Annotated in this window: 25 protein-coding genes; 3 read left to right on the forward strand and 22 right to left on the reverse strand. The window is 64.5% G+C overall.

Annotated features, from left to right (window positions below; translation table 11 throughout):
* Positions 1–3: 3 nt before the first annotated feature.
* From R4P57_RS11050 to R4P57_RS11070, 5 genes are all read right to left on the reverse strand, one after another.
* Entirely contained in the window at positions 4–5,505 is a 5,502-nt protein-coding gene (locus R4P57_RS11050) for a hypothetical protein (RefSeq protein WP_317802892.1), read from the reverse strand.
* Positions 5,506–5,528: 23 nt separating this feature from the next.
* On the reverse strand, positions 5,529–6,308 hold the full coding sequence (locus R4P57_RS11055; protein WP_317802893.1) for a hypothetical protein: 780 nt from the start codon (positions 6,306–6,308) through the stop codon (positions 5,529–5,531).
* A gap of 30 nt (positions 6,309–6,338) precedes the next feature.
* The gene (locus tag R4P57_RS11060; RefSeq protein WP_317802895.1) at positions 6,339–6,695 is read right to left on the reverse strand and encodes a hypothetical protein; all 357 of its coding nucleotides are present in this window, start codon (positions 6,693–6,695) and stop codon (positions 6,339–6,341) included.
* Positions 6,692–7,057 (reverse strand): hypothetical protein, encoded by a 366-nt coding sequence (locus R4P57_RS11065; RefSeq protein WP_317802896.1) that lies wholly within the window; start codon positions 7,055–7,057, stop codon positions 6,692–6,694. Before R4P57_RS11065 ends, R4P57_RS11060 begins: the two co-directional genes overlap by 4 nt.
* Positions 7,058–7,164: 107 nt before the next feature.
* On the reverse strand, positions 7,165–7,449 hold the full coding sequence (locus R4P57_RS11070) for a hypothetical protein (RefSeq protein ID WP_317802898.1): 285 nt from the start codon (positions 7,447–7,449) through the stop codon (positions 7,165–7,167).
* 570 nt (positions 7,450–8,019) lie between these two features.
* On the opposite strand from R4P57_RS11070, the gene R4P57_RS11075 reads away from it, so the two are divergent.
* The 3 genes from R4P57_RS11075 (at position 8,020) to R4P57_RS11085 (ending at position 9,432) form a co-directional block, all read left to right on the forward strand.
* Positions 8,020–8,301: a hypothetical protein gene (locus R4P57_RS11075; protein ID WP_317802899.1), complete on the forward strand. Its 282-nt coding sequence runs from the start codon at positions 8,020–8,022 to the stop codon at positions 8,299–8,301.
* An 82-nt stretch (positions 8,302–8,383) separates the two neighbouring features.
* The gene (locus tag R4P57_RS11080; RefSeq protein ID WP_317802900.1) at positions 8,384–8,533 is read left to right on the forward strand and encodes a hypothetical protein; all 150 of its coding nucleotides are present in this window, start codon (positions 8,384–8,386) and stop codon (positions 8,531–8,533) included.
* Positions 8,533–9,432, forward strand: coding sequence for a type II toxin-antitoxin system death-on-curing family toxin (locus tag R4P57_RS11085; RefSeq protein WP_317802901.1), 900 nt, complete (start codon positions 8,533–8,535; stop codon positions 9,430–9,432). Before R4P57_RS11080 ends, R4P57_RS11085 begins: the two co-directional genes overlap by 1 nt.
* Before the next feature lie 2 nt (positions 9,433–9,434).
* Here R4P57_RS11085 and R4P57_RS11090 read toward each other — a convergent pair whose 3' ends face one another.
* The 17 genes from R4P57_RS11090 to R4P57_RS11170 form a co-directional block, all read right to left on the reverse strand.
* The gene (locus R4P57_RS11090) at positions 9,435–11,228 is read right to left on the reverse strand and encodes a BNR-4 repeat-containing protein (protein WP_317802902.1); all 1,794 of its coding nucleotides are present in this window, start codon (positions 11,226–11,228) and stop codon (positions 9,435–9,437) included.
* 2 nt (positions 11,229–11,230) lie between these two features.
* Complete coding sequence (locus R4P57_RS11095; RefSeq protein WP_317802903.1) at positions 11,231–12,373, reverse strand: hypothetical protein; 1,143 nt, start codon at positions 12,371–12,373, stop codon at positions 11,231–11,233.
* A gap of 10 nt (positions 12,374–12,383) precedes the next feature.
* Positions 12,384–12,716, reverse strand: coding sequence for a hypothetical protein (locus R4P57_RS11100; RefSeq protein ID WP_317802904.1), 333 nt, complete (start codon positions 12,714–12,716; stop codon positions 12,384–12,386).
* Between the two features lie 125 nt (positions 12,717–12,841).
* Complete coding sequence (locus R4P57_RS11105) at positions 12,842–13,522, reverse strand: hypothetical protein (RefSeq protein ID WP_317802905.1); 681 nt, start codon at positions 13,520–13,522, stop codon at positions 12,842–12,844.
* Positions 13,523–13,590: 68 nt separating this feature from the next.
* Entirely contained in the window at positions 13,591–13,998 is a 408-nt protein-coding gene (locus R4P57_RS11110) for a hypothetical protein (RefSeq protein ID WP_317802906.1), read from the reverse strand.
* Entirely contained in the window at positions 13,998–14,324 is a 327-nt protein-coding gene (locus R4P57_RS11115; RefSeq protein WP_317802907.1) for a hypothetical protein, read from the reverse strand. Before R4P57_RS11115 ends, R4P57_RS11110 begins: the two co-directional genes overlap by 1 nt.
* Positions 14,317–14,649, reverse strand: a complete 333-nt coding sequence (locus R4P57_RS11120) for a hypothetical protein (RefSeq protein WP_317802908.1) — start codon at positions 14,647–14,649, stop codon at positions 14,317–14,319. The genes R4P57_RS11115 and R4P57_RS11120 overlap by 8 nt, the downstream gene beginning before the upstream one ends.
* Complete coding sequence (locus R4P57_RS11125) at positions 14,649–15,005, reverse strand: Gp19/Gp15/Gp42 family protein (RefSeq protein ID WP_317802909.1); 357 nt, start codon at positions 15,003–15,005, stop codon at positions 14,649–14,651. The genes R4P57_RS11120 and R4P57_RS11125 overlap by 1 nt, the downstream gene beginning before the upstream one ends.
* 16 nt (positions 15,006–15,021) lie before the next feature.
* Complete coding sequence (locus tag R4P57_RS11130; RefSeq protein ID WP_317802910.1) at positions 15,022–15,435, reverse strand: lipase chaperone; 414 nt, start codon at positions 15,433–15,435, stop codon at positions 15,022–15,024.
* Positions 15,432–16,370 (reverse strand): hypothetical protein, encoded by a 939-nt coding sequence (locus R4P57_RS11135; RefSeq protein ID WP_317802911.1) that lies wholly within the window; start codon positions 16,368–16,370, stop codon positions 15,432–15,434. Before R4P57_RS11135 ends, R4P57_RS11130 begins: the two co-directional genes overlap by 4 nt.
* Positions 16,371–16,397: 27 nt before the next feature.
* Positions 16,398–16,838: a hypothetical protein gene (locus tag R4P57_RS11140; protein ID WP_317802912.1), complete on the reverse strand. Its 441-nt coding sequence runs from the start codon at positions 16,836–16,838 to the stop codon at positions 16,398–16,400.
* Position 16,839: 1 nt separating this feature from the next.
* Positions 16,840–18,054: a head maturation protease, ClpP-related gene (locus R4P57_RS11145; protein ID WP_317802913.1), complete on the reverse strand. Its 1,215-nt coding sequence runs from the start codon at positions 18,052–18,054 to the stop codon at positions 16,840–16,842.
* A complete protein-coding gene (locus R4P57_RS11150; RefSeq protein WP_317802914.1) occupies positions 18,051–19,340 on the reverse strand; it encodes a hypothetical protein in 1,290 nt (429 codons plus the stop codon). Before R4P57_RS11150 ends, R4P57_RS11145 begins: the two co-directional genes overlap by 4 nt.
* Positions 19,341–19,353: 13 nt before the next feature.
* Positions 19,354–20,919, reverse strand: a complete 1,566-nt coding sequence (locus R4P57_RS11155) for a hypothetical protein (RefSeq protein ID WP_317802915.1) — start codon at positions 20,917–20,919, stop codon at positions 19,354–19,356.
* A complete protein-coding gene (locus R4P57_RS11160) occupies positions 20,909–21,265 on the reverse strand; it encodes a hypothetical protein (protein WP_317802916.1) in 357 nt (118 codons plus the stop codon). Before R4P57_RS11160 ends, R4P57_RS11155 begins: the two co-directional genes overlap by 11 nt.
* Positions 21,266–21,411: 146 nt before the next feature.
* Positions 21,412–22,047, reverse strand: coding sequence for a hypothetical protein (locus R4P57_RS11165; protein WP_317802917.1), 636 nt, complete (start codon positions 22,045–22,047; stop codon positions 21,412–21,414).
* 11 nt (positions 22,048–22,058) lie between these two features.
* Positions 22,059–22,436, reverse strand: coding sequence for a hypothetical protein (locus R4P57_RS11170; protein ID WP_317802918.1), 378 nt, complete (start codon positions 22,434–22,436; stop codon positions 22,059–22,061).
* Positions 22,437–23,032 lie beyond the last annotated feature (596 nt).

The raw sequence follows: 23,032 nt of genomic DNA on the forward strand, positions 1-23,032 counted from the left end.
ACGTCACCGCCGCCTCGAGGTGTACTTCCGAGATTCCGCACGCTCGTGAATCCCCAACTCCTGCATGGTTCCTCGATCCACCTTCCCGTTGACGTTGTACACAGCGCCGTTGCTGACGGGTGCGTACTCGAGCGATTCCCTGCTGGATTGCGACAGGACATCGCCGGGCGCGGTGGTCGCGAGTTGCATCTGATCGAGCATGGGCACCAACTGCTCGAACGCTTCCGTCTGCCGAGGCGAGAGAACCCGCTCGGGGTGGATGACGTTCTTGAGCATGAAGCCCTTGCCGGTCGCTCGTCCGCCCTGGTCGTACCAGTTGTTCTTCTCCCAGAACGACTTCGCGGCGAGCGGATCGCCGTAGCGGTCCTTGATGTACTTCGCGCCGGCCTGACCTTGGATGTACGGGTCCGGGTTTTCGTCCGGCAGGTACTGATCCTTGGTCGACCCAAGGAACTGGAACAGGCTGAACGCACCCGACTCGGGGTTGCGTGCCAGCGGATTCCAGCTCGATTCCTTGCCGATGATCCAGTCGGCCGCAGCCCACTGCTCGCCCGTGTCCCAGCCGTACGGCTTGAACGCGGCTTTGACCTTGCCGACGACGGAGTTGTCCGTCGACGGCTCCTCAGCCTTAGCGGGCTCCGGCGTGGCGGTGCTCGACGGTGCGGCAGGGGTCGATGTCGCAGCGGGCGCTGCGGACTCCTGCCCCGTGGTGATCCCGTACGAGGTATCGGTGCGTTCGCCGGTCCCCCTCCCTTTCTCGTCGACGAGGCTGAGTCCCTTGAACTGATCGGAGAACCCGAGCATTCCGAGGAAGTCGTTGCCCCACTCCGCGAGCAGCGACGAACCGATCTGTCCGCCGACGCCGAGCCAGTCCACGTCGAACGCGTTCGGAGCCGTGTCGACATATCCACCGGTGGAAGAGTCGGCCGGCGGCGGCGTTTGAGCCGGTGCCGGTGTGCCGCCGGTGAACAGGTCGCGCAGCGCCATGACCTGGTCCCAGTTCAGGATCGCCTCGGGCCGACCCGTCTCGTTGTTGACGAGCGAGCGGCCGTTGGGGATCCATCCACCGCGGTCACGGAACAGGCCGCCGGTGAGCACGTTGCCGATGTCCTTGGCCTTGTCCCACGCCTCGGACAGCTTGTCGCCGAGTTTGCCCGCGGTCTCCGCGAGGAAGCCCGACGCCTTGTCGCGACCCACATCGAGGTACTTCGGTGGGATGCCGAGGTACTCGGGCGGAGGCGAGCCGATGGCCGAGGCGATCGTGTCCTTGATCGGATTGAGCGCCTTGTTCATGACGTCGGCGATCTTCGACTGCAGAAACGATTCCTTGTTCTGCGCGGTCGGTCCGCCGCCTGCTGTCACCCCACCGGACTCGAACGAGCCGTCCGCGCCGATGGCGAGGTGATACTGCCCGGGTGTCACACCCGAGAACTGAGCGGAATCCGCGCCGGCAGCGCCGATGCCGTACTTGACCATCGACGGACTGCCGCCCGATTCGATATTCGTGGTCGGGTACGGTCCTGCCGCCGACAGAGTGCCCGCAGCGTGCCCGCCGCCAGGTCCGCCGGGGTTGTCGTGAACACCCACGGACATGCCCTGACCGAGGCCCTTCACCCATGGCTGAGTGCCCGGAAAGCTACCGGTGAACCAGTTCTTGTTTCCGGTTCCGCCGAGCACCTTGTCGCCCACGCGCGACATGAATGCCGAGCAGTCCCACTCGCCCCAGACGTACGGGTCGCCGTGGTGCGCTTGCGCGAACTCGTGGCCACCCTCGAGCGCCTTCTCCCATGGAGCCCCGGCACGGATCTCGCCGCCGTCCTTGTACTTCGGGAGCAGTTGCTGGAACATGCCCGCGGGATCGGCATTGCCGATGCCCTTGGCCGCAACCTCGGCACCGTAGCGATCGAGGTTGTCCCGACCCAGCTTGCGCACGATTTGGCCGTTGTCCCAGGTGAACGGGATTCCGCGGGCGATCATGTCGCGGATCGCGTACACGACGTTGTGTCCGCCTGCGCGATCGACCTCTTTCGCGGTGACCATATGCTCGTCGTTCGATCCCCACATGAGGATGTCGTCCGACGTGCCGGTTCCAGGTCCGCGAAGTTGACCACCCTTCGCGAACTCGGGAATGGTCGCGAGCGGCATCATCGGCTCGATACCGGGCAGGAATCCCGCAATGGCATTCCAAGCCTTGAGGATTCCGTTGTTGAACACCGTGTCGATCATGAAATTGACCGGCTTGGCGAGGTATCCGCGCACGGAGTTCCACGCCGATTCGATGCCACTGGCGATCGACTTCACGAAGTCGCCGACCTTCTGCAGTCCACCCATGAAGGCGTCGAATGCACTCATCGCGCCGTCGACGACGGTAGAGATAACCGAGCCGATGAACTCGAAGTACGGCTTGACAATATTGTCGTACAGCCACGACACGACCGCCCCGGCTTCACGGAGCTTGTCCATGAAGAAGCCGAGAACCGGCTGGATCACGTGCTCCCACGCCCACGACACGACGTCCTGGATGCCCTGCCACGCCGCCTGCACGATGCTCCGGAATGTTTCGGAGTTCTTGTAGGCGAGGACAACTGCAGCGACGAGGCCCGCCAGAAGGGCGATGATCAGCCCGATTGGATTAGCTGTTAGGGCCGCATTGAGCGCCCATTGTGCTGCAGTTGCAATACCGGTCGCCACCGATGTAGCGACCATGATCGCCCTGCCTGCGACCCACGCCGCCGCGGCACGTACCGCTGTGACGATGCTGGAATTCATCACGGCATTCCATGCCGTCTGCGCAACCGTTCCGGCGATGAGAGCTACACGATGCGCGGCGAGCGCGATCGTGTTGGCACCCAACGAGGCCGCCGATCGACCGGTCGCTGCAGCGAAGATGCCCTGAGCCACCGAAGCACCGAACATCGCAGCGTTCCAGATGGTCAGCGCGAGCCCCATCAGCTTCACCGCGGTCACGACCGCCAGAAGTAGCGGAGCCATCGGGGCGAGTTGAGTGACGACCGTAGCCAGGATCGGAGCCAGGATCGCGAGAATTTCGGCCCATGGAGTGAATGCCGCGACTAGAGCCGGGAGGATCGGCGCGAGATTGGCCAGTGCCGCACCGAGCGCAGGCATCAGCACCTGCGCCATCGACATCAGGCCGGGAAGTGAATCCGTGATGGCCTGACCGACCGCCGAGAATCCCGGTGCCAGACCGGATGCCGCTTCTGCCCCGAACTCACGGAACAGCGTGAACAGCGGTCCGATTACGGCACCGATGTTCTCGAAGACCTGCCGAACTCTGTCGAGCGAGCCGCGCAGATCGTCCGCGGTGATGCCCTTGAGCCGGTCGCCGATCTTGAGCAGCCAATCGTTCAGCGACGCACCGGTGTTGGCGAACGTGTCCGCTGCCGTGCCGAGCACGCTGATCAGGCCCGAGAAGACCGAGCCCAGGCCGCTCTCGCCATCGGTGAGCCCCTGGAAGAAGCGGTTGGACCCATCGATCATCCGATCCCAACCCGCCATCGCGGCGGGCCCACTGATCGAGTCGACGATCTGCGATCCGATGAGTCCAAGAGTTCCCGCCAGACCCATCAGGCGTGGCTGCAGCGCACCGATCAGTCCGCCGAGCTTGCCGAACGAGCCGATCATCGCCCCACTGAATCGGTCGGTGATCTCCTCGCGCAGCCCCTTGAAGGCCTGCAGGAGTGGCGCGAGTCGCTCGCCGATCATCGCGGCGAACGGATCCGCTGCTGCGGCCGACGACTGCTGCGACTCGGCCAGGCTCTCGTACGCGTCGGCTACCGCCTCGGCGGCATCGATGTTGGCCTGCGCCACATCCTTCTGCGTCTGGGCAAGGCTCTCCTTCGCATCCTGGAGCTGCTTCTCTGCGTCGGCCTCGCGCTCTTTCGCATCGACCACGCGGTCAGAGCCTTCGATGCCCTTGCTCTGGGCGTCGGCGATCTCGTCCCGCTGTTCGGCGCTGGATGCCTTGATCTCATCGAACGCCTGCTGTGCTTCGCGGACGCCGAGGTCGGCCCGCCACTTGTCGGTCGCAGTCGAGTCGGAGCTCGCCAGGGTCTCTCGCAAGTTCTCGCGCGCCTCCGCAAGTGCCAGCGATGCGCCTTCCTCGTCGAGAGCGATTCCCTTGAGCGTGCGGGCGTAGCCCTCGGCTTCGCGGCTCGCCTCTTTGCGGGCGTCGTTGACGTCCTCCTGGGCGCGCTTGACCTCCTTCTGCGCGTCGACGACCTGCTCTTCGGCATCGACTATCTGACGGTTGCCCTGCTCGGCGGTGCGCACCTGCGCTTTCTTGGCATTTTCGATCGCCTTGAACGCCGATGCGCTCTTCGAGGCGGTACCGGCGGCAGACTTCTGCGCATCGGTCCACGCCTTCGCCCCGGCGGACAGGCCCGCGAACGCCAGTCCTGCGACAGCGATTGCCGGGCCGAGGATGCCTGCGGCGGCTGCCGCGACAGTGCCCATGGCAGCCGCAATAGCTGTGAGGCCCTGAACCATGGGTCCCGCGACAAAGTTGCCAACGACCGAGCCGAGTGCCGCGACTGCGCCGAGGGCTACCGCGGAACCGACGGTGACCATTCCGAGAGCGCGACCGAGCCGCGTAAGAACCCCGACCACCCTGGCTACTGCCATCATCACCAGAAGGGCAGCGGTGACCCTGCCGATGTCGCGAGCCAGCAAACTTGCTGCTCGCGCTGCAAGTTTCAGGACGCCGGCGAGCTTGACGAGGCCCGCTCCGGAGATCGCTTGGACGGCGACAGCGCTGGCGAGCATGCCGACACTGAACGAGCGTGCAGCTCGCGCCGCGAGTCCGATGACCATCGCGGTTGTGCTGATGTTCCTGATGAGTGAGTTCGCGGCGCTGCTGGCCACGGTGAACCCTGCGATCGTCGCGCGCATACCGGTGCCGATCGCGGATACGAAGCCCGACAGGAAACTGCGGCCCTCGTCGTTGCCTGCATTCGACCCCACGGCCTTGCTGAATCCGCCGACGAACTGAGCGCCCGCGGTCTCACCGCCTCGACCGAACTTTCCACCCATGCGCTGAAGAAAGGACTCGCTATCGGCTTCTGCACGCCGGTTGTCGAGCTTGGTTTCGATGCGCGTGACACGGGTGCTCGCAGTCGACCGCTTCGACTCAGCGGCGTTGAGCGCGGCGGCCGCCGCACGACTGTCGCGCTTCGCCCTGGCCACCTTGCCCTCGGCTGCTGCGAGGCGGCCGGCGTCGGTGACACCGCGCCGACGAAGTGCCAGCAGTTGCTTCTCGGCTGCGATGACGGACCCTGCCGCCGCGGCTTCCTTCTTGCGTGCGGCGGCCGCGTCGCGGCTCGCCTTGTCCATATCGGAGCGCGCCTTGGCCAACGACTTTCGGTCGAGCTCGACGTCGATCTTCTGCGTGACCGGGTGACGCTTGATGGCCGCCGAGACGCGTTTGAAGTACCCGTCCATGGACGGGAGGACGTTGATGAAGGTTTCGCCGCCCTGCAGACTCGTCACAAGCACGCACCTCCTACGAAAGGTCAGGCCAGAAGAGGCTTGTATCGACTGCCGAGCACCTGCGCGCCGATCTCGTCGTGGTCGCGGAACGACCGCAGCTCTTCGGCACGCGATCGGCCGGTGAGCGGCCGCGCGAGATTCTTCGGCGGTCGGCCGCCCTTACCCTTGAACTTTTGTGATGCGCCCCAGGTGGCGTGCTCGATGCGGCGCAGAGTCTCGACCATCTCGGTTTGCTTCTCGCGCTCGGCAGTCCAGCCGACCAGTGACGGTCGCGACGACGGTTTCGGTACCTCGCCCTTGGATTCGAGTTCGAGCATCTTCTCGGCTCGATCGACGTCGCTGCCAATGGCAGCGATGTACCAGCCGCCCTCGGGCATCCTCGACAGCAGACGAAAGAGTTGGTCCCACGGTGTGTTTCGGTGGTCTCGCACCCAGTCGTACAGTCGCGGTGCGTTCGGGATGTCCATCAGATCCCGCTCGATGTCCGCGCCGTACTTGTCGAGCTCGTCGATCAGCTCGCCCCACCCGAGAGTTGGCGGAACCAGCAGGCCGAAGTGTTCGCGTATGTCGTCGACCAGATCGGCGAGCTCTGAGATCGGTCGATCCGAGTGCAGATCCGAGAGGTGGTCGGCCATGTCCTCGCCGACCAGGATGTCGAGCTGGTCCGTCAGTGACACCACGACGTCGAGATCCCGAACGTCGGCCGGGTTCGGGACGTCGATGACGATGTCCGGCGCGTCATCGAGGGTGACGAAGAACGGGCCGACGGCTTCGTGGATCAGAGTTCGGAAGAACGAATCCATCTGCTGCCGGCCCGCTTTCGTCGGGTGCTGCTATCGGCGACTGGCTCGCCGACGACGATCAGCACGGTTTCCTGCGGCCTCGATGTCGAACAGGCCGAAGTGACGGGACACGTCACGCGCGAGCTCGACGAGGACGTCGGGGTGCTGCGGCTCGAGGTGCTCTTCGAGTTCGGGGTACGACTCACCGAGGAACAGCTTGAGCACCTGCCGCGAGGTCTTCGCCTCTTCGATGTCCATCACGGTTCCGGCGTCGGGCTCGGGCACCGAGAACTCGGGACTGCCGGGCAGGCTGAACACGAACGGTTCCTTGGCCGAGCGGGCGTCGGTGCCGTACTGGCGAACCGTGCCTTTGCTGGCGATGCTGCGGACGTCTGCGGAGTCGCTCACTTGGCACCGCCGTCACGACGAGCGGACGCCTTGCCGGTGGCCGGCGTCGCATCTGCGACCGGCTCCGCCGTGGTGGCATCGGTCGACACCGCGGCAGGGTCGGCCACGAGCGCCTTCGCCTCGTCGGTCTCGGCCGGTGTCGCAGACGTAAGCGGCGCGGGGTCGGGCTGCGTCGTCGCCTCGTCGGTCTGCGCCGGTGCCTCGGCTGCCGGTGCGACCGAGTAGCCCTGGGCGACAAGCTCGTTGTACTCCGGAAGTGATCCGGCGGTGAACTCGCGGCCGTCCGGTGCGACCAGATCGGTCGGAGTGAACTTGCTCGCGTGGTCGAACGTCTTCATGGTTTCCGTCTTCGTGGTTCCCATTGGGGAGCCTCCTTCTGTGTTGGCGGCCGTCGTGGCGGTCTGGAACACCGGGCAGGCGGTCGACCGCCGATCTCCGCCTGCCCGGTGGTGTGAGTGACGCGAATGCGTCAGAGGGTGGATTCGCCCCCGGTGCCGGTCTCGCCGGTCTCCGTTCCGGTGCCGGCTTCGCTGCCGGTCTCGGTTGCGGGCGCGGCGAGGGCTGCCTCGAGCGCGTCGGCGACTGCGCCGATCTTGTTCGCGGCCTCCAGATCGAGGGTCGCGGCCTGAGCGGCATCCTCGGTGGCGTCGTTGGCCACGACAGCCTCGGCGTTCGCCTTGACCTCGCGGAGCTGGGTCACGGCGGTACCGATCACGGTCGAAAGCCGGGTGATTGCGTCGTCTACTGCGGACATGAATTCCTCCTGTTTGATCTCGAGCTCGGCAACTCCGGGCGGAGTGCCGAGTAGCCGCCATATCCATTCACGGAGCACGGCGAGCCCCCTTTCGGTTGGGGATCTGTGAGCCCGCTTTCGGGCATGAGAAAACACCCATGCGAATCGCACAGGTGTTCGAGTTCTGTTAGATTGTGGGAGCGGGACGCGGTCAGGAAGGGAAGCCTGGTCCGTGTCCCGCGACTACGTTCGGGAGGCGTCGTGGAGCTGTACCGGATCGGCGATCGATGGGCTGAACCTGCGCCTAGTCATTGCCCTGCTGGGCACGAACTAGGCGGTGGTCGCGTGCTCGTCGGGTCGCAGGTCTGCGATGCCGAGCACGGTCACCACCGCACGCATTGCTGCCGACAGTGCGGCGCAACGATCCTCACTCCCCCGCCCGGACCCGAATGCGGCGACGGGAGCTTCGACGGCCGTGCCCGGTAGCCGAACAGACTTCGTGTTAAGTGCGGGGTGGCGGGAGTCATTCGGACGAATGAATCGGCCCGAAACTGTACAGAGGATCCGACCCACCGTCGGTAGCGTCGCCGCATGGAGACAAAACAGGTAGACCCCAGTGAGATCGAAGTCAACGACCACATTCTGATCTGGACCACAGAGTCCAACGACGGACGGGGGCCGCGGCAGTTCGAGGTCCACAAGATCCGCAGTGTCGAAGAACCCGACAGCACGCACCCCGACGCCTACGACTTCGAGTACTACGTTGATGGCGCGGACCCACTCAAGTTCACTGCGGGAGTGAGATTTCCAAGGACACTTCAAGTGACGAAGGTGATCCTGCCGCCGCCCAACATCTGGGTCGAACGCGGCTAAGTCGCTGACAGTCTTGGTGTTATGGGCGGGTTCGCACACCCTGTCGAATGACGGAATCCCCGCATTCGTCTACCCTGCGGACATGGGGAAAGTGCGTACCGACGACGAACAGCGGACCGAGCCACGCTCGGGCGACCGCGACTCCGCCGCGTTCGCCACCGACGATGAGTTCAACATCGCGTTTGCCATTGAATCGACTCGGTGGGCTTCGCTCGCCGAACGACTGAAGTAGTGGTCAAGTACCTCACCGTAGAACAGCTCATCACAATCAACGCCATGCAAGAGGGCGGTGTTGGTGTGCAGAGTCGATCCGGTGTCGAACAGAACGCAGCGCGCCCACAATCAGGCTTCGGTGGATACGAGACCTTTCCGGACCTATGGACCAAAGCCGCCGCGTACGCGCACGGGATTGCCAGCACTCAGTACTTCACCGATGGCAACAAGCGGACGGCGTGGTTTGCCGCAGTCACTTTTCTGCGCCTGAACGGCGTGCCGTTTCCGACCGTGTCGGACATCGAAGCGGAGGCGTTCGTCTACACCGTCGCACTCGATGTATGGAAGGCCGACGACGCCCCGGATCGATCGATCGAGAAGGCGGCCGAGTGGTTCCGATCGAAGTACGACTCGCCCGAATCCACCCCAGCCCGCTTCGGCCCGTGCATCAACCCGCGGCTGGAATACATGTTCCTAGCCAGCTGGTTCGACGAGCACGAGTCTCAGACATTCTCCGTCAAGAGCGGTGGCCTGACGGCAATGGCCACTACTGCGGCCTTGCCAATGCCAACCAATCTGGCTATTCTCGGCGCGTTCCATTGGCGCAAGGAGGATGCCGGCCGACGGCACCCGACCGAGGTTCGTATCGTGCCTGTCGAGCCTCAGGGTCGCCGCCGAATGGTTACTCGAGCCACCGTCAACCTGATGAGCGACGAGCCCTACCCGAGTGCGCACCCCGAGCACCCCTCCGGCCTGATGCCGACCATGTTCAAGTGGTGGATGAACCCGGTGTTCCACGTCGCAGCACGCTACTCAGTGGAACTCCGGATCGACCGCGAGTTGGTCGGCTCAATCCCGTTCGAGTTCGTTCACCAGCAACCCCTCCCGGACTTCATGATCATTGAGCGCCAGGTCTGAGATCAGGCGTCCAGCACGCCGATTTCAACCGTCCACGCGCCGAACTTGATGCCCGCCGCGTTGTTCGCCGCACCGCGCATGATCAGGCGGGTATCACGGTCGATCCCGTCGATGCGGTACGGCGTGCCCACAAGAGGCACCCACGGCGTTGCCACCCCCGCATACATGCCAGCCTGGAAGTAGACCTCGCCCACCTTGTAGGTGTTCTCGGTCGTTGCCCCAGGGTCGGGCTGCTCGTTGAAGTAGTACGTGCCATTGGCCGTGGGAGATACCAGGGCCATGCGCGCGGACCAGCGCATGAAGAACTTCGCGCCCGGTCCCATCTGCTGGCGGGAGATCTGCGGGACGCCGAACGTGATCTCGTTCGCGTCCGCAGTCTTGGTCAGTGTCACCTCGGGGCCGACGTAGTACGTCCGCAGAGTCTGGATCGTCGGGAGCTTCGCCCGCTTGGTAGCCAGCTCGTCGATCTTGTCCAGGGCGATCGTCAGGATGCCTCCCCACTGCCGCTCCCACGATCGACGAGAGTTCGCTGGGGACAGGATCGAGCCGACGAACATCGTCAGCACATTTCGAGAGCGCAGAGCCCGCGAGTCGATCGCGGGCTCCCACTCTTCGAGGTCCATATCGAGGATCGGGAAGGTGTTGTTTCCTGCGCCTGGGGTGGCGTCGATACAGATGGGCCGGTTGCCGTAGCCGTTCCCACGGGAGCGAGTGATCACGAGAGTGCGCCCGGCGTCGGTACACACCACCTGTGGGCGTGCAGTGACCAGGTCTAGTGTCGTCTGCCCTGCCTGGACGACGGTCTCGTCCAGGTTGGTGAGCTTGTCGTTGGCGAAGGCCGTGCCGGTCCAGTGCACGTTGTGAATCTGCGTCTTGCCGTTGGTGTCGTACAACTGGACGCCGATGTTGATTCGCTCGTTGATGTCGAAGTCGCAGCCACCCTGGTTGAGCAGCCCCCACCCGGTTTTCGCCGGGAGGATGATCTGTGCATTGGCGTGTGTGATCGGGAGCGGCTGGACCGAGCCGTCCGCCCGCCGCCACGTCGCGCCGTTGTCGCTGGTCTCGACGTAGCAGAGATCGTTGTTGGTGTCGGCCCCCGCTTCGCCGCGCCAGCAGAACGCCACGCCCCACTTGCCTGCGCGAGAGATTGCGACACGCCACGGGTACGGACCCTCCCCGGACACGACGCCGTTCATGAAGGTGACCTGATTCTCGAACGCCAGAGTGACAGGGTTCCACCGGTCGTAGAACACGTTGCCCTGCGTGGCCGCACCGTCGCGCCAGTACCGGTACAGCGTGCCGTTCTTCGCGGTGAAAAACGAGACGTACGTGCACTGATCCTGCGTGCCGTCCGTCGGCGCGATTGTCGTCCACGCGGTCAGGTCGTTGGGGTTCGTGGTGTACGCGCAGCGCAGCGGATTCTCGTGCATGTTGCCTGCGGCGATGACACGGCCGTTGATGTCGACGCCGATCGCGAACGTGTTGTGCGAGTCCGCGACGAGCGGCTGAAACGGGTCACCGGGAATGGTCGATAGGTCGAACGGTGTCGACCAGTCGGTGCCGAGATCGACGTTGCGCTTGGAGATCACAGCTTTCTTGGACGCGTTGATGCCGATCCAGAACTGCGTGCCGTCGTTCAGGGTGACGACGTTGTCCTGCGTGTACGCCGCGTGCTGGTATCCCCACGACGAGTCGAGGACAGCGGGAACCGACTTGATCGAGATCGGCGGGGTGTACCGCTGCGGCGCGTAGAGATCGTCCGCACCGTCTTTGGTGAGGATGTTGAATGCGGCCATGGTCATGCCTCCACGAGGACAGGGCCGATGAGGCCGGAGAGTTCGCGAGCGAGATACAGGTATCCGTCCGGGATCGGATGTAGATCGTCGGCACCCATGTAGAAGTCGCACAGGCCGTCGCCGGTCTTCGCGGTCGTCTTCCCGGTGCCGGTGAGGGTGGACAGGGTCCGCCAGTCGATGTACGCCGCGACCGCGGGATGGGCGACCGCCGCCGCTTTGAGTGCGGTGTTGATCGCTGTCGCCTCCGCGCCGCCGCGGGCCGGTTCCGGGCCGATGACGACCAGCGGGACACCAGGTCGGTCCGTTGCGACCGCAGCCCAATGCGCGGTCGCCGCGGTGACGATGTTCGCTGGAGTGAACGGGGTGTCGTTCGTCGAACCGAGATCCATGATCAGGTTCAGCGGGCCGAGAGCAGCCAACGCTGCCCTCCGCTGCGTGCTGCCGAAGGCCGTGTGCCCGAGCGAGCCACCGGCACCGCCCCCGTCGGCGAGGTACCCGGTGCCGGCCTGGCCGAGGTTCTGGACGTTCCAGCCGCAGACCATCGACAGGTGCTCGGCGATGCCCTGCTGCGCCCACGAGTCACCGATGAGCGCGGCCTGGAATGCGCGCGGGGGTGGTGCATGGAAGGTGTTCGCTGCGGTGGTGTACGCCCCGGCGAGGAGTGTTCCGGTGACGCATTCGATGCGGATCCGGCGCGGGGTGGCATCGGGGAATGTCAGCGAGACGTACGTGTATCCGGCGCTGTTGTTCGGCTGCGGTGACGCAGTGACCGGCTGGTCGTCGACGTAGACGTGGTGGGACGATCCGTAGCCGAGACGCCACACGAAACGTGTGGCGGCGTGGATGACTTCGGCGGTGAAACCGGACGGGCTGGTCCCGGGCGATGCCGTCGACCCATTGATCAACGGTGCCCACAACCCGCCGAGATCGGTGAGGGCGGACCCGACACGGAACCTGGCCTGATTGCCGCCGTAGGCGACCTCGGTCATGCCGGTGGGCTCGGTCGAGTTCGCCAGGTACGTGACACCCGAGTAGAGGCTGCGGCCGGGACGGTTCATCCGGGACGCGAGTTCGCGGACCTTGACGGACTTGGACGCGTACGCGCCGTCTGCGCCTGCTTTGGTAGGGAAGGTAATCGATGTCATGGCAGGCTCCTCAGATCGTCAGGGTGGCTGTGCCGTCGCCGTTGTCGACCAACGCACCCGACCCGCCGTCGTCGATGGTGAGGGTCCCGTTGCCGTTGTCCACAACCGTGATGGGCGAGCCGATCGCATCGAAACGGGGATCGTCGACCGGGGCATAGCGAGTGTCAGCGACCGCTCCGTCGATCTTCTCGGCGAGCGCGGTGGCCACCGCTTGCGCGTTCGCCTTCGTCCCCAACTCCTCTGCCGCTGTCACGAGCGCGTCCTCGAAACGATTCAGATTCGCAGCGTCGATCGACGTGGTGTTGTCCGGCTTGTTCTTCCAAAGTCGCTTCGTGAACTGCATCGACGTTTCCTTCTCGCTGTAAACCTGATGGATGAGCGGTCGAGATCGCCCCCGCGCCCCCTCCGCCGCTCAGCCGGGGAACACGTCGCTACCGGGGAACAGGTCGATCCCCGGTAGCAGGGGCGTCAAGGGGTCACTACCGCCTTCGTGAATCCGGCATCCTCGAGCACTCGATCCCAGCCGGGGCCGCCGAAGTAGTGGCGGATGGATGCTCCGTACTCGGTATCGACCATGCCGTTGACGACGGTCGGCCACGTGAGCGAGCCTTCGCCATCGGTGATGGTCTGCTCGCCCATCTCGGTGACCTCACCTGCGAGGAACAGTCGGGCGTAGTAGATCGTGTCGACGCCCGAGTTCGCCTTCGAGATCAGCAGGTACCGCTGCTGGCGGATCTGCGCAACGGTCGGCTGGTCGAACGCGACCTCACCGGTGACCGCGTCGGCCAGCATCGCCGACAGATCGACACCGAGGTTGTTCTCGATGTTGTGGCGGTTGGTCTCCAGGCCGGTGAAGTTGATGCCCGAAACATCCGAGGTGAAGTCGGACTTCACCGGGTTGGAGTAGCCGATCGCGTTGATGTCGGACTTCTCCATCTCGCGAGAGAGCGTGATGGCGTCGTCCTTGCTGAGCAACCCGAAGTCGTACGCACCTTCGGGAAGTTCTGCGAGCGCAGACTGTGCGCCTGCGGTGATGTTCTCGATCACCGGTACGGTCATCGGCATTCCGAACACGTGTGCTTCGTTGGGATTGATGATGAGTTCGCGCTGGTGACGGGCGACCTCGAGTTGACCGACTCTGCTGGGCATGGTGCCTCCTTAAGGCATGAAAAATGGCCCACAGCAACAGCGATGGGCCGGAAGAGGGGGGTGATCGATTACGAGCGAGGTCGCTGCAATCCCAGGACATAGAAGGCGATCTCTCGCCGCTGGTCGGGGTTTTCGTACGGTTCGGACTCGGGCGGGGTGTCCGTCCGGCAGAAGTCGACGCAGACCGGTTTCGGTTCGTCGTCGACTTCGATGTCGATGCCCGCGATGTTCTTCAATCGCTGCTGGACCTGCCGCGCCAGCTTTGACGCACCACGCGGGTCCGGGTGGTGGCAGATGACGCTCACGCGTGGGTAGTCCGTGATGCCATCGTCGCTACCGCCGACACGGTTGATCTGAATCCCGATGCCGTCGTCGGCGATCGGCGGTTCCGTGTCGGTGTCAGCGAGCGGCGACAGGAACGACATCAGGACGTCCTCGATGTTCGGGTAGAGCGTCTCGTCGAGTTCGACGACCATCAGCGACCCCCTAGTTTGATTGCCTGGACTGCAGCGGCGACCGCGCGGACCTTCTTGGATCGCTTGGTGCCGAACAGGGCGGACAGGTTGCCGGGCGAGTAAGCAACGATCCGGTGTCCCGGTCGTCCGTCGCGGCCGACGGCCGGCTCCTTGCGGACCATGGCCGAGAGCTGGCCGGTTCCGCCCGGTACGCGAGCAGCGGCGCGGAATGCAGCGATGCCGCGGTCCGCTCCCCTGCTCGTTGCCGATCGCACGGCCCTCGATCGCATGACTGCCTTCTCGTCGCGCGAGGTGTAGCGGAAGGTGCCGGGTTTCGGGTCAGCCATTGGCCACTCCCCCTTTCCATTCCACGAGCGTTCCCCAGACATGGTCGGCGATGCCGTCCTCGTCGAACCACGTCTGGAGATCGCCGTCGACATGCAAGCGCTCCCCGATACCGTCGACAGCGAGAACGTTCTCGGTCGACTCGGGAAAGCCTGGCGGCGCGAACAGGATCCACTGCTCGGATCGCTCCAGCGGAACACCCTCGGTCGAGGATGCAGGCTGAACCGAGCAGCCGGGATATTCGGCTGTGGCCACCTCGGTCATCACGCCCCGCTTGCCACGGACTCGATCGACGACCTTGACGGTCTGATTGCCGAGCTCGTCCATCAGCAGTCCCCAAAGTGATACTGCGGCATGATCGCCAGCGAGATTCCCAGGAGCTGCTTGTGGAAATCGGTGATCACCAGCGAGCCGCCCGGGTCGACGAGCGTGCCCGACCGGGTCACCCCGCCGACCGTTCGGGAGTACTGCGTATGGCCGGCGTATTTCGCGTTCGTCAGTGCGGCGCGAACGACGTCGACCACGACGTACTTGGCTTGCGGGTGGCCGTCTGCGAGATCGGGCTTCTTGTCGGTGATCCACTGCGTGACAGCGGCGATCTTGCTGACGACGTCGACCTCCTCGGCGGCGGTGAGGGTGCGCCAGCCGGTCGAGATGTCATCCGGCGTCGCGAATGCGGCCATGTCGCACCCCCGTCCGCTACTTCTGGTCGAGCTTGTCGACCGCCGCGATGAGCTGGTCCTTGGTCAGGCCCTGGGTCTGCACGCCGCGCGATGCTGCATGCTTCTCCCACACCGCCTCGGTGGCAGTCGCCTTGGGTCGCTGCCCGGCAGAACCGTTGGCGGCCTTGAGCTTCGCGGCCTCTTCGGCTGCGCGCTGCGCGTCGAGTGCGGCCTGACGCTCGGCCTCGGTCTGCTCGGGAACCTCGTCGACGTCCTCGTCGTCCCCTGTCGGAACGATCGCGCCAGCCTTGAGGAGTCGTTCGGCCTCGACCTCGTCGAGGTCGGTGACGATCGAACCGAAGCGATGCTTGATCACCTCGACCGGGCGACCGTCGGGGCTGCGCTTGATGATCTGATCGAAGCGCAGTGCGATCAGCTTGTACTCACTCACGGCGTGGTCACTCCCGTCAGCCAGAGACCGGCCTGCGGCTGGTCGAGTGCTGCGCCGCGTTCCTGGGTCGCGTCGGAGCGCCAGGTCTCACGCGGTCCACCATTGGGGCCGTTGCCCTCCGGGTAGAGCTCCGTGATCGTGAGCGGCCGGGCGTCGCCGTAGAACCCGATGGTCTTGCGCTCGAGGAGCAGCACCTTGTCCATCGGCCATGCGCGCGAGCGGATGATGTCGAGGTTGCCGATGCGATCGCCCAGTGCACCGCGGTACGCGATGTTCTGGTCGGCGATGTTGCCCCGGTAGACCTTCAGCAGGTCGTCGTTATCGAGCAGGATCGGCTCGAGTGCGGGGTTCATGACGATGGTGTTCGCCTGGAACTCGTACCCCTCGTCCTCGCTGCCGCCCTGGTCGACTGTCGGTGCAGCCTTGCCGATCTCGTAGATCCCGTCGGCGATGTCGCGCCGCGGCCGACTGTTCACTACGTCCCAGGCGGTCGACACCGGGAACGACGGGATGGACTCGAACAGCGCCTTGATGGAGCGGTCGTTCGTGCGGATGAAGGAGTTCTTCAGCGCGGTAATCTGCTTGTTGACGTCGTCGACCTGGTTCTTCCGCTTCATGTCGAGTGTGACGCGGATGCCCTTTCCCTTCTTGGTCGAGAACACGACCTTCGGGATGCCGCGAGCAGCGGTGCTGACCGTGATCTCGGCGAACTCTGCGAGATCGTCGATGTCGTCGAGCAGGAACGAGGGGTCACCCTCGCGGTAGGCGAAGACGCCCGAGACGTTCGCTCCGCCGTCGCGCAGAAGCGCCTCGGCGATGAACTGGTTCGCGAGCAGCTTCTTGAGCTTGGTCGGAATGAACAGCGGATTGGCCATGAAGTCCGCGACGGTCATTGCTGCGCCGTCCGACGAACTCACGACAGTACGTGGTGCCATGTGAATACTTCCTGTCTTGTCGAGTTGTCAGAGGATGCGCATGAGGCCGACGGCGTTGGCCGCGACTCCTGCTCGTTGGGTGCACTTGCCGACCAGGGTGCGTGCGTCGGGCGTCGCGCCGGCCGGGCCGACCTTGCCTGCACCGGTGGAGACGAGGAATTCGCCGTACTTGGCCGCAGCCGAGTACTCGATCTTCACCTCGGTTCCTGTATACGCGACCGCGACGACGGTCGGGATCGGCATCGCGTTGACGACCGGTCGCCCGATCGAGTCGAACGTCGTTCCGCCCTGGGCGGTTTCGGGAGCCTGGCCGTCGGTGATCGACACGCCGAGAACCCGCACGCTGGCTGCGGTGGCGATGAAGACGCGGCCGCTGTCGCGGCCCTCGACGAGCTTGCCGCCGAGGATGACCTCGCCGGGGATCTCGGTCTTCGGACCGCCCTGTGTTACCTGTACGACTGCGGACATGTCAGGCCTCCATCCACTGCTTGAACTTGGGGTCTTCTTCGACGCTGTCGGTGATCTCGCCGTCTTCCTGGCCGTGGCCGGACTCGAACACCGGGATCGTGTTCTTCGGCAGCGAGTCGACGATGGCTCGAGTGCCCTCGGGGTTCTTCTCGTACGCGTCGAGCCAGGTATCACGGACGGCCGGCGCGAACCGCCCCTCGCTGATCGCGTTGTCGATGAACGACTCTCGGTCCCGCTTGAGCTGGTCGTTGCGGAACGTGGTGAGGTCTTCCAGCGTCTGGGCCTGTGTGGAGTTCACCAACGTCAGGCCGAACTTCGCAGCGACAGCGGCGAGCTGGTCGGGCGTTGCGTCGGCGGCGGGTGTGGTGGTGGGAGTGTCCGAAGTCTGTTCGGCCAGAGCTTCGTCCACAGCCTGGAGCACGGTCTCGTCGTCGGCGTCGGGATCGAAACCGAACCGCTCAGCGAGGCCTTCCTTGAGATTGGCCATAGTGGCCTCCTTTCGGGTATCCCCGGCCTCGATGGCAGAGGAGTTCGTGGGTCGGCTCGCGTTCGCGAAGGCCGACAGGTCGAATCGATTGCGGGCGTTCGCCACTGCGGCCTCGCCGCCGTCGCTGTCCGCGTCCGCACCGATCACCGAATCGGCCAGGCCCGCAGCCTTGGCCTCGTCGGCCGAGTAATAGGTTTCGGCGCTCATGACGGTCAGCCAGTCTTCGACCGACCCACCCGCCTTGCGCGCATAGATGGACGCGATGTTGCGATCGTGGTGATCGAGATCGGTGGACATCTTGGTCATGTCCTCGCCGTTGCCGACGCAGACGCCGATTGCCTTGTGTACGAAGAACTGCGCGTTCTCCATGATGTGGAGCTCGTCCACACCGGCCGCGATGAACGAGGCGGCCGAGGCGGCGATGCCCTCGACGACCGCCACGACTCGGGCCTGATGTGCGCGCAGCGAATTCAGGATCGCCAGGGCCTCGTACACCTCGCCGCCAGGCGAATTGATTAGCAGGCGGATTTCGTCGACGGTGTCGGGCAACTCGTCGAGGGCGGCCGTGAACTCCTTGGCCGAGATCCCCCAGAACTCGCCCCAACCATCAATCGGGTCGTACAGACGGAGCGTGGCCGTTGTGCCACTGCCGTCCGTCTTGGGCTCCGGACGCTCGGCGCGGACGGGAGTCTTCGTGAATGCGCGTGGGTTACGCAGGAACGGGTTCACTCTTCGGAACCTCCTTCGACCAGGGTGACGGCAGGTGCCGTCTCGTCGTTCGGATCGGGCGGGGTGAGCCCGAACTTCTGCCGTAGCGATACGCGCAGCGCCTCGTCTGCCTCGAGCAGTCCGTTCTGGACCAGGATTCCGAGTGCGGCGGCAGTGGCATCCTGCCGAGAACCGATCTCGTCGAACACGATTCGCGGCGCGACCTCGTCCGGTCCGAAGTTCAGATCGACCAGATCCTCGACGATGTGCGAGTTCGCCGTGTCACGGATCGACTCGCCGAAGGTCTGCACCGACTGCGTGAACGTGTCCTCCTGGACGCTCGCGAGTGCATGAGAGCCACCGCGGCCGTCGAGATTGAGGAAGTGAGCGAGACCGGCCAGCGCGATCGAGCGATCGTGGTAGTTGATCGCTGCCTGCATGTCCGGCAGGTTGCCCTCGACGCCTTTGAACTCGAACGTCTGCCCGGGGGCCAGGCCGATTCCGGACTTCATGCCGCCGCGGGCGTTCGACGAGAGGTCTTGCATATGCTTGACCTCGGCATCGTCCTTGTTCGCTGCAGTGCCGACCGGCATTCCCATGCCGTTTCGTCGAGCGGTCGCGGCCTGCAGCCGGATCAGGTCATCCTTGAGCAGCCAGTGCTTGTACGCCGGCCGCAGCATCGAAGTGCCCTTCCAGTCGCCCGGCTCGGGATCACGCACGTACGCCACGAGGCGCGAGACCGGAATCTCGACGCCTGCGATGCCGTACGTGACCAGGTCCGTGCTGGCTGGGGCGTACTGCTTGATCGATTCCAAGCCACCGTCGAGCGCAACGTTGAACTTCGAGATCGTCCGCTGCGGCCGAGGGCCCAGCTTGCGGAGTCGCAACCGCTTGGTCGTCTCGTCGAACGTGTAGACCTGCTCGAAGTAGCTGTGCCCGTACGGCAGCATGAGCAGCGCCCATTGCAGGTGCTGCGACCACGAGAATCGACCGCGCGTACGCGGCAACGACGTCGGCTCGGTGCCGAGAATCGGCAGTCCGAGGTTCATCGCGACGTCTTCCACGACTTCGTCACGAGCGCCGTTCGGCTCGATCCACCAGTTCGTCCGGCGGACCGGTAGACCGATCGCCTGCATGACCGAGGCGACACGGCCGTCCTCGTGCGTCATTCGGTAGTAGATCCGATTGCACTGGGGCCACTGCAGTTCCGGCAGTTCCTCGTCGTAGTTCCACTGCTCGAGGTCGGTGATGCCGTCGCGGACGTAGCCTGTTTCGTACTGCGGAGGAACGATCTTGGCCTCGGCCACGACTCACCGCCTCTCAGAATCCGGCCGCCAGGGCGTCGAAGTCGTCTGTGTCGTAGGAACTCCACGACGTCGTGGAACTGACGAGCTCTCGACGCTCGTATGCGGGCATGACAGGCGGGCCGGACCATCGGGACTCGTACGTCAGAAGCGCCCACCGGGCGTGCGTGATGGCATTCAGCGGCGCGATCTGCGCCTCACCGCGCTTCGACCAGACCCAATCGCCGCCCGGCAGTTCGCGTTTGACCGCACCCTCTGCGGATGCGTCCAGAGCGGGTTGATCGGCGATCGAGAGCATCCCTGACTCGATGTCGTCGAGCATTCCTGTGCAGGCAACCGCGATCTGACCGGTGTTCGACTTGGACAGTTCGATATCGGTGCCCGGTGCCGCGAGTAGCGGTTCGAGGACGGTTGACGGCGACTTACCGTCGGTGCCGGTTGCGCACGGATCCCAGATCCCAACGAGCGAGGTCAGATTCTCGACCATTCCCGCCTGCGTCGACGGCCGGAAGTAGCCGACCTCGACGTGGATTCGGCCCGCGGTGGTGCGCTGTGCGGCAGCAATGCACCACAGTGCGCGATCCATCGTGCGATCGACGCCGATCGCTTTCGGGCCGACGAATTCGGGCCGCTCGAACACCTTCAGGTCGTTCCATTGGTCCTGATCGATCACCGACCATTTCGGCACCGTGTCGGCCACCGGCCAATCGCCGCGGCCGAGCGCTTCGACGCCGAATCCCTTGCGCCCGGCCGGTGTCGACAGCCCGCGCATGATCTTGCGGATCTTGTCGGCCGTCTGGACCACGCCGTACGACGGGTTGGCGTACTTCCACGTCTCCTCGGAGTCGTGCGGCATTCCCTCGGGTGCCATGTACTCGGCGAAATACAGCTCCGGTTCACGAGCCAGGCCTCGAACTCGCACAGCGGCCAGCACTGCGCCGTTCGGGTGCTCGTCCTTGTTCACCGCGCTGGAGGCGTAGATGGTCTGCGGGTTGCCTGCGGCCATCTGAGTGAACGACATCGCCGAGATCTCACCGTCGGTGAGGTTGTAGGCCTCGTCGTAGATGATCAGATCGACCTTGGTCAACCCTCGCCCGGTGTCGTTCGACCGCGTACCGAACGAGATCGATGCCCCATCGGGCTCGCCTGCGCCACCGTTGATCTCGATGACACCCTCGCCCTGCGAGCAGGTCGACCGCGTGACGCGCTTACTGAGCCAGGACCGCGACTTGATGATCGACATCAGCCGTTTCCAGGCGTCTCGCGCGGTCTTCCAGCGCTGCGCGGTGTAGAGGATCGTCTCGCCGAGCTTGAACAGCCCGTACAGGCAGCGGAGAATCAGGATCTCCGACTTGCCGTTCTGGCGCGGGATGATCAGGCAGCAGTCGGGGTGCGTCCACCGGCCGGCGGGGGTCATCGAGAGGATCGCGTGCTGTGAGCGCTTCTGCCACGGCATCGAGATGGCACCGGCTCGGCGAGCGAGCTCGATTGCCTTGTCGGCGTGGGTCAGATCTCCGGGGAATACCGATTCGTCGTGCGGTTCCTGCCGCCCTTCGAGGGTGGGGAACTCCTCACAGATCATCGAGCCCGTCCTCGTCGCCCTTCGGCGGCTCTGCGCTCCCGTTCTGCTGCTTGCGGATCTCGGAGATCAGTTGCCGCAGCACCGAGGCCTGTTGGCGCGCTTCGGCCGCCGCGTTGTTGATGCGCAGCTCGTAGTCCTGGGTGCGCAGATCATGGACGAGCACGGCCCAGGTGTCGATGTCGCCGCGCAGGACAAGGTCGAGCTTGTCGAGCCGATCCTTGACCCGAGCCGCCTCGATCGTCAGCGAGGTGATGTCGTACGAATCGGTGGCGCGGTGCAGAGCGTCGTAGAGAGCGCGACCGGGGTAGTCGAGTGCGTCGACTTCGTCCATCACGGCGACGCTCACCCCCTATCTCGCTCGAGGGTTTGAGACCCGCCTGTAAAAAAGCATCCCGACTCCGGCAGTCGGGAGTACCCCTCCCCCCTCTGTAATATCCGAGGGGGTGGCCCTGACCAGGCGTTATGCGCGCATACCCGCTAGGGGTATCTCCGTCACACTGGAGCCAGGGAAGGCGCTCGTCGGTTGAGCACCTCATCAGCGAACAAGTCTGCGCTCATCGCTTGTTGCATCCGCCGCACCCCATCGAGCGTCATGGTCGTGCCCAGACCTGGAATGGCATCTGCCCACAAGGTCTCGTCTGTCGGGTCTGCGTCATGCTCGATGCCGAACCACAGGCCATCGAGACCGACAGGCATGTGACGGCCGAGAGGCAGGAGCAACACCGACGTCTCTCGATGGACACGCGATAGCACCCACTCGACGGGGACGGCGAAGTCGTCGGCGACGATGCGGTCGTAACCCAGCAGGTCGATGCGTGATTGGTACGAGGCGAACCTGACGAAACCGCCGTGATTCAACTCGACGCTCATCCATGGAGGTGACTGGACGTAGCGCTTGATCGACTCTGGCCGATCATCGACCTGTGCTGAGTAGAGCTTTCGCAGGGCAGTACGGGCACAGAGTAGTTGTGCCGACAGATACAGCACACGATCACCACGATTGGCTGCACGCCTGGCTATCTCGACACCTATCTCGGTCTTACCCTGCTGCCTGCCCACTGATGCGACAAAGAGCTTCTCGCTCTCTGCTTGTGCAGCGGTGGTGATCTGCCAGTCCATCCACTCCATTGGAGTTCCTCTCACGCCATCTCTGGCCAGTCGAACCACGTCGTACCGATGTCGAGCGACTCATCCTCGGGCGAGACCACGACGTCGGGCATGCGCTCATCCATGGCCACGCCAGTGACAGCGGGCCTCTGGTCATCACGTGAGCCACCACCACGCTGCTTGTTGCAGATGCCATGGAGCAGGCGGTCAGCGTCACCACCATCACGCGCTCGCTCTTCCGAGTGGTCAGCGTGTAGCGACTCGCCATCCCAGTTCGCCGTCTTCTCGCGGAACACGGGAAGGCCACACCACCAGCACGGTGAACCGTCCACGTGGTCGGCCATGAGCTGAGCCCTGACCTTCTCGTGCGACCAGCCATAACCGCGCTCAGTGGTGGTCAGCCCTGCCATCTATCGGCGCATCACTGTGAGACGCACGATGATTCGGGTGAGGTTGTAGATCAGCCAATCGAGCACGATCGCCTCCTCGTGAATGATCGGGGCAGGCGCAGGACACTGGGGCCGTCCTGTCGTTGAATGCACCCCTTGCCATACTGGTGCACCTGCAGTTGCTCTCCTGGGTGGATTCGAACCACCGTTACCGTGCCGGGGCCGCTTGCCGTTATGGCCGGACTCGAACCGTGCGGATCACAGCGTCTTAGGCCGCTGGACTACAGGAGAACTTCATGTGGTCAATGGCGTAGCAGTCACGCTCGCGCTTAGTTCCGCGACGCACAGCAGCGGTGACCAAACCGCCCGAAGCAACGCACGGACCATCGACCCTATTCAGTTGTGAATCGCCATCTCGCAAGCTGTGTGCGCAGATGGACGGGCTACCTCGACCCAGCGCAGTCGTAACCTAGCGCGTGGGCATCATGGGTTGCTTCTCCTGGAGATTCCAGATGGCAGGAGGCTTGACGCTGGATCGAGGAGATTGAGCAGCGATGGGGAATGGTCACCACTCTCGCTGCGCGTTAGCGTAGCAAACGGGTGGGCACTTAAGCGTT

It is taken from the genome of Rhodococcus sp. IEGM 1330 (assembly GCF_033142445.1).
Lineage (GTDB): Bacteria > Actinomycetota > Actinomycetes > Mycobacteriales > Mycobacteriaceae > Rhodococcoides.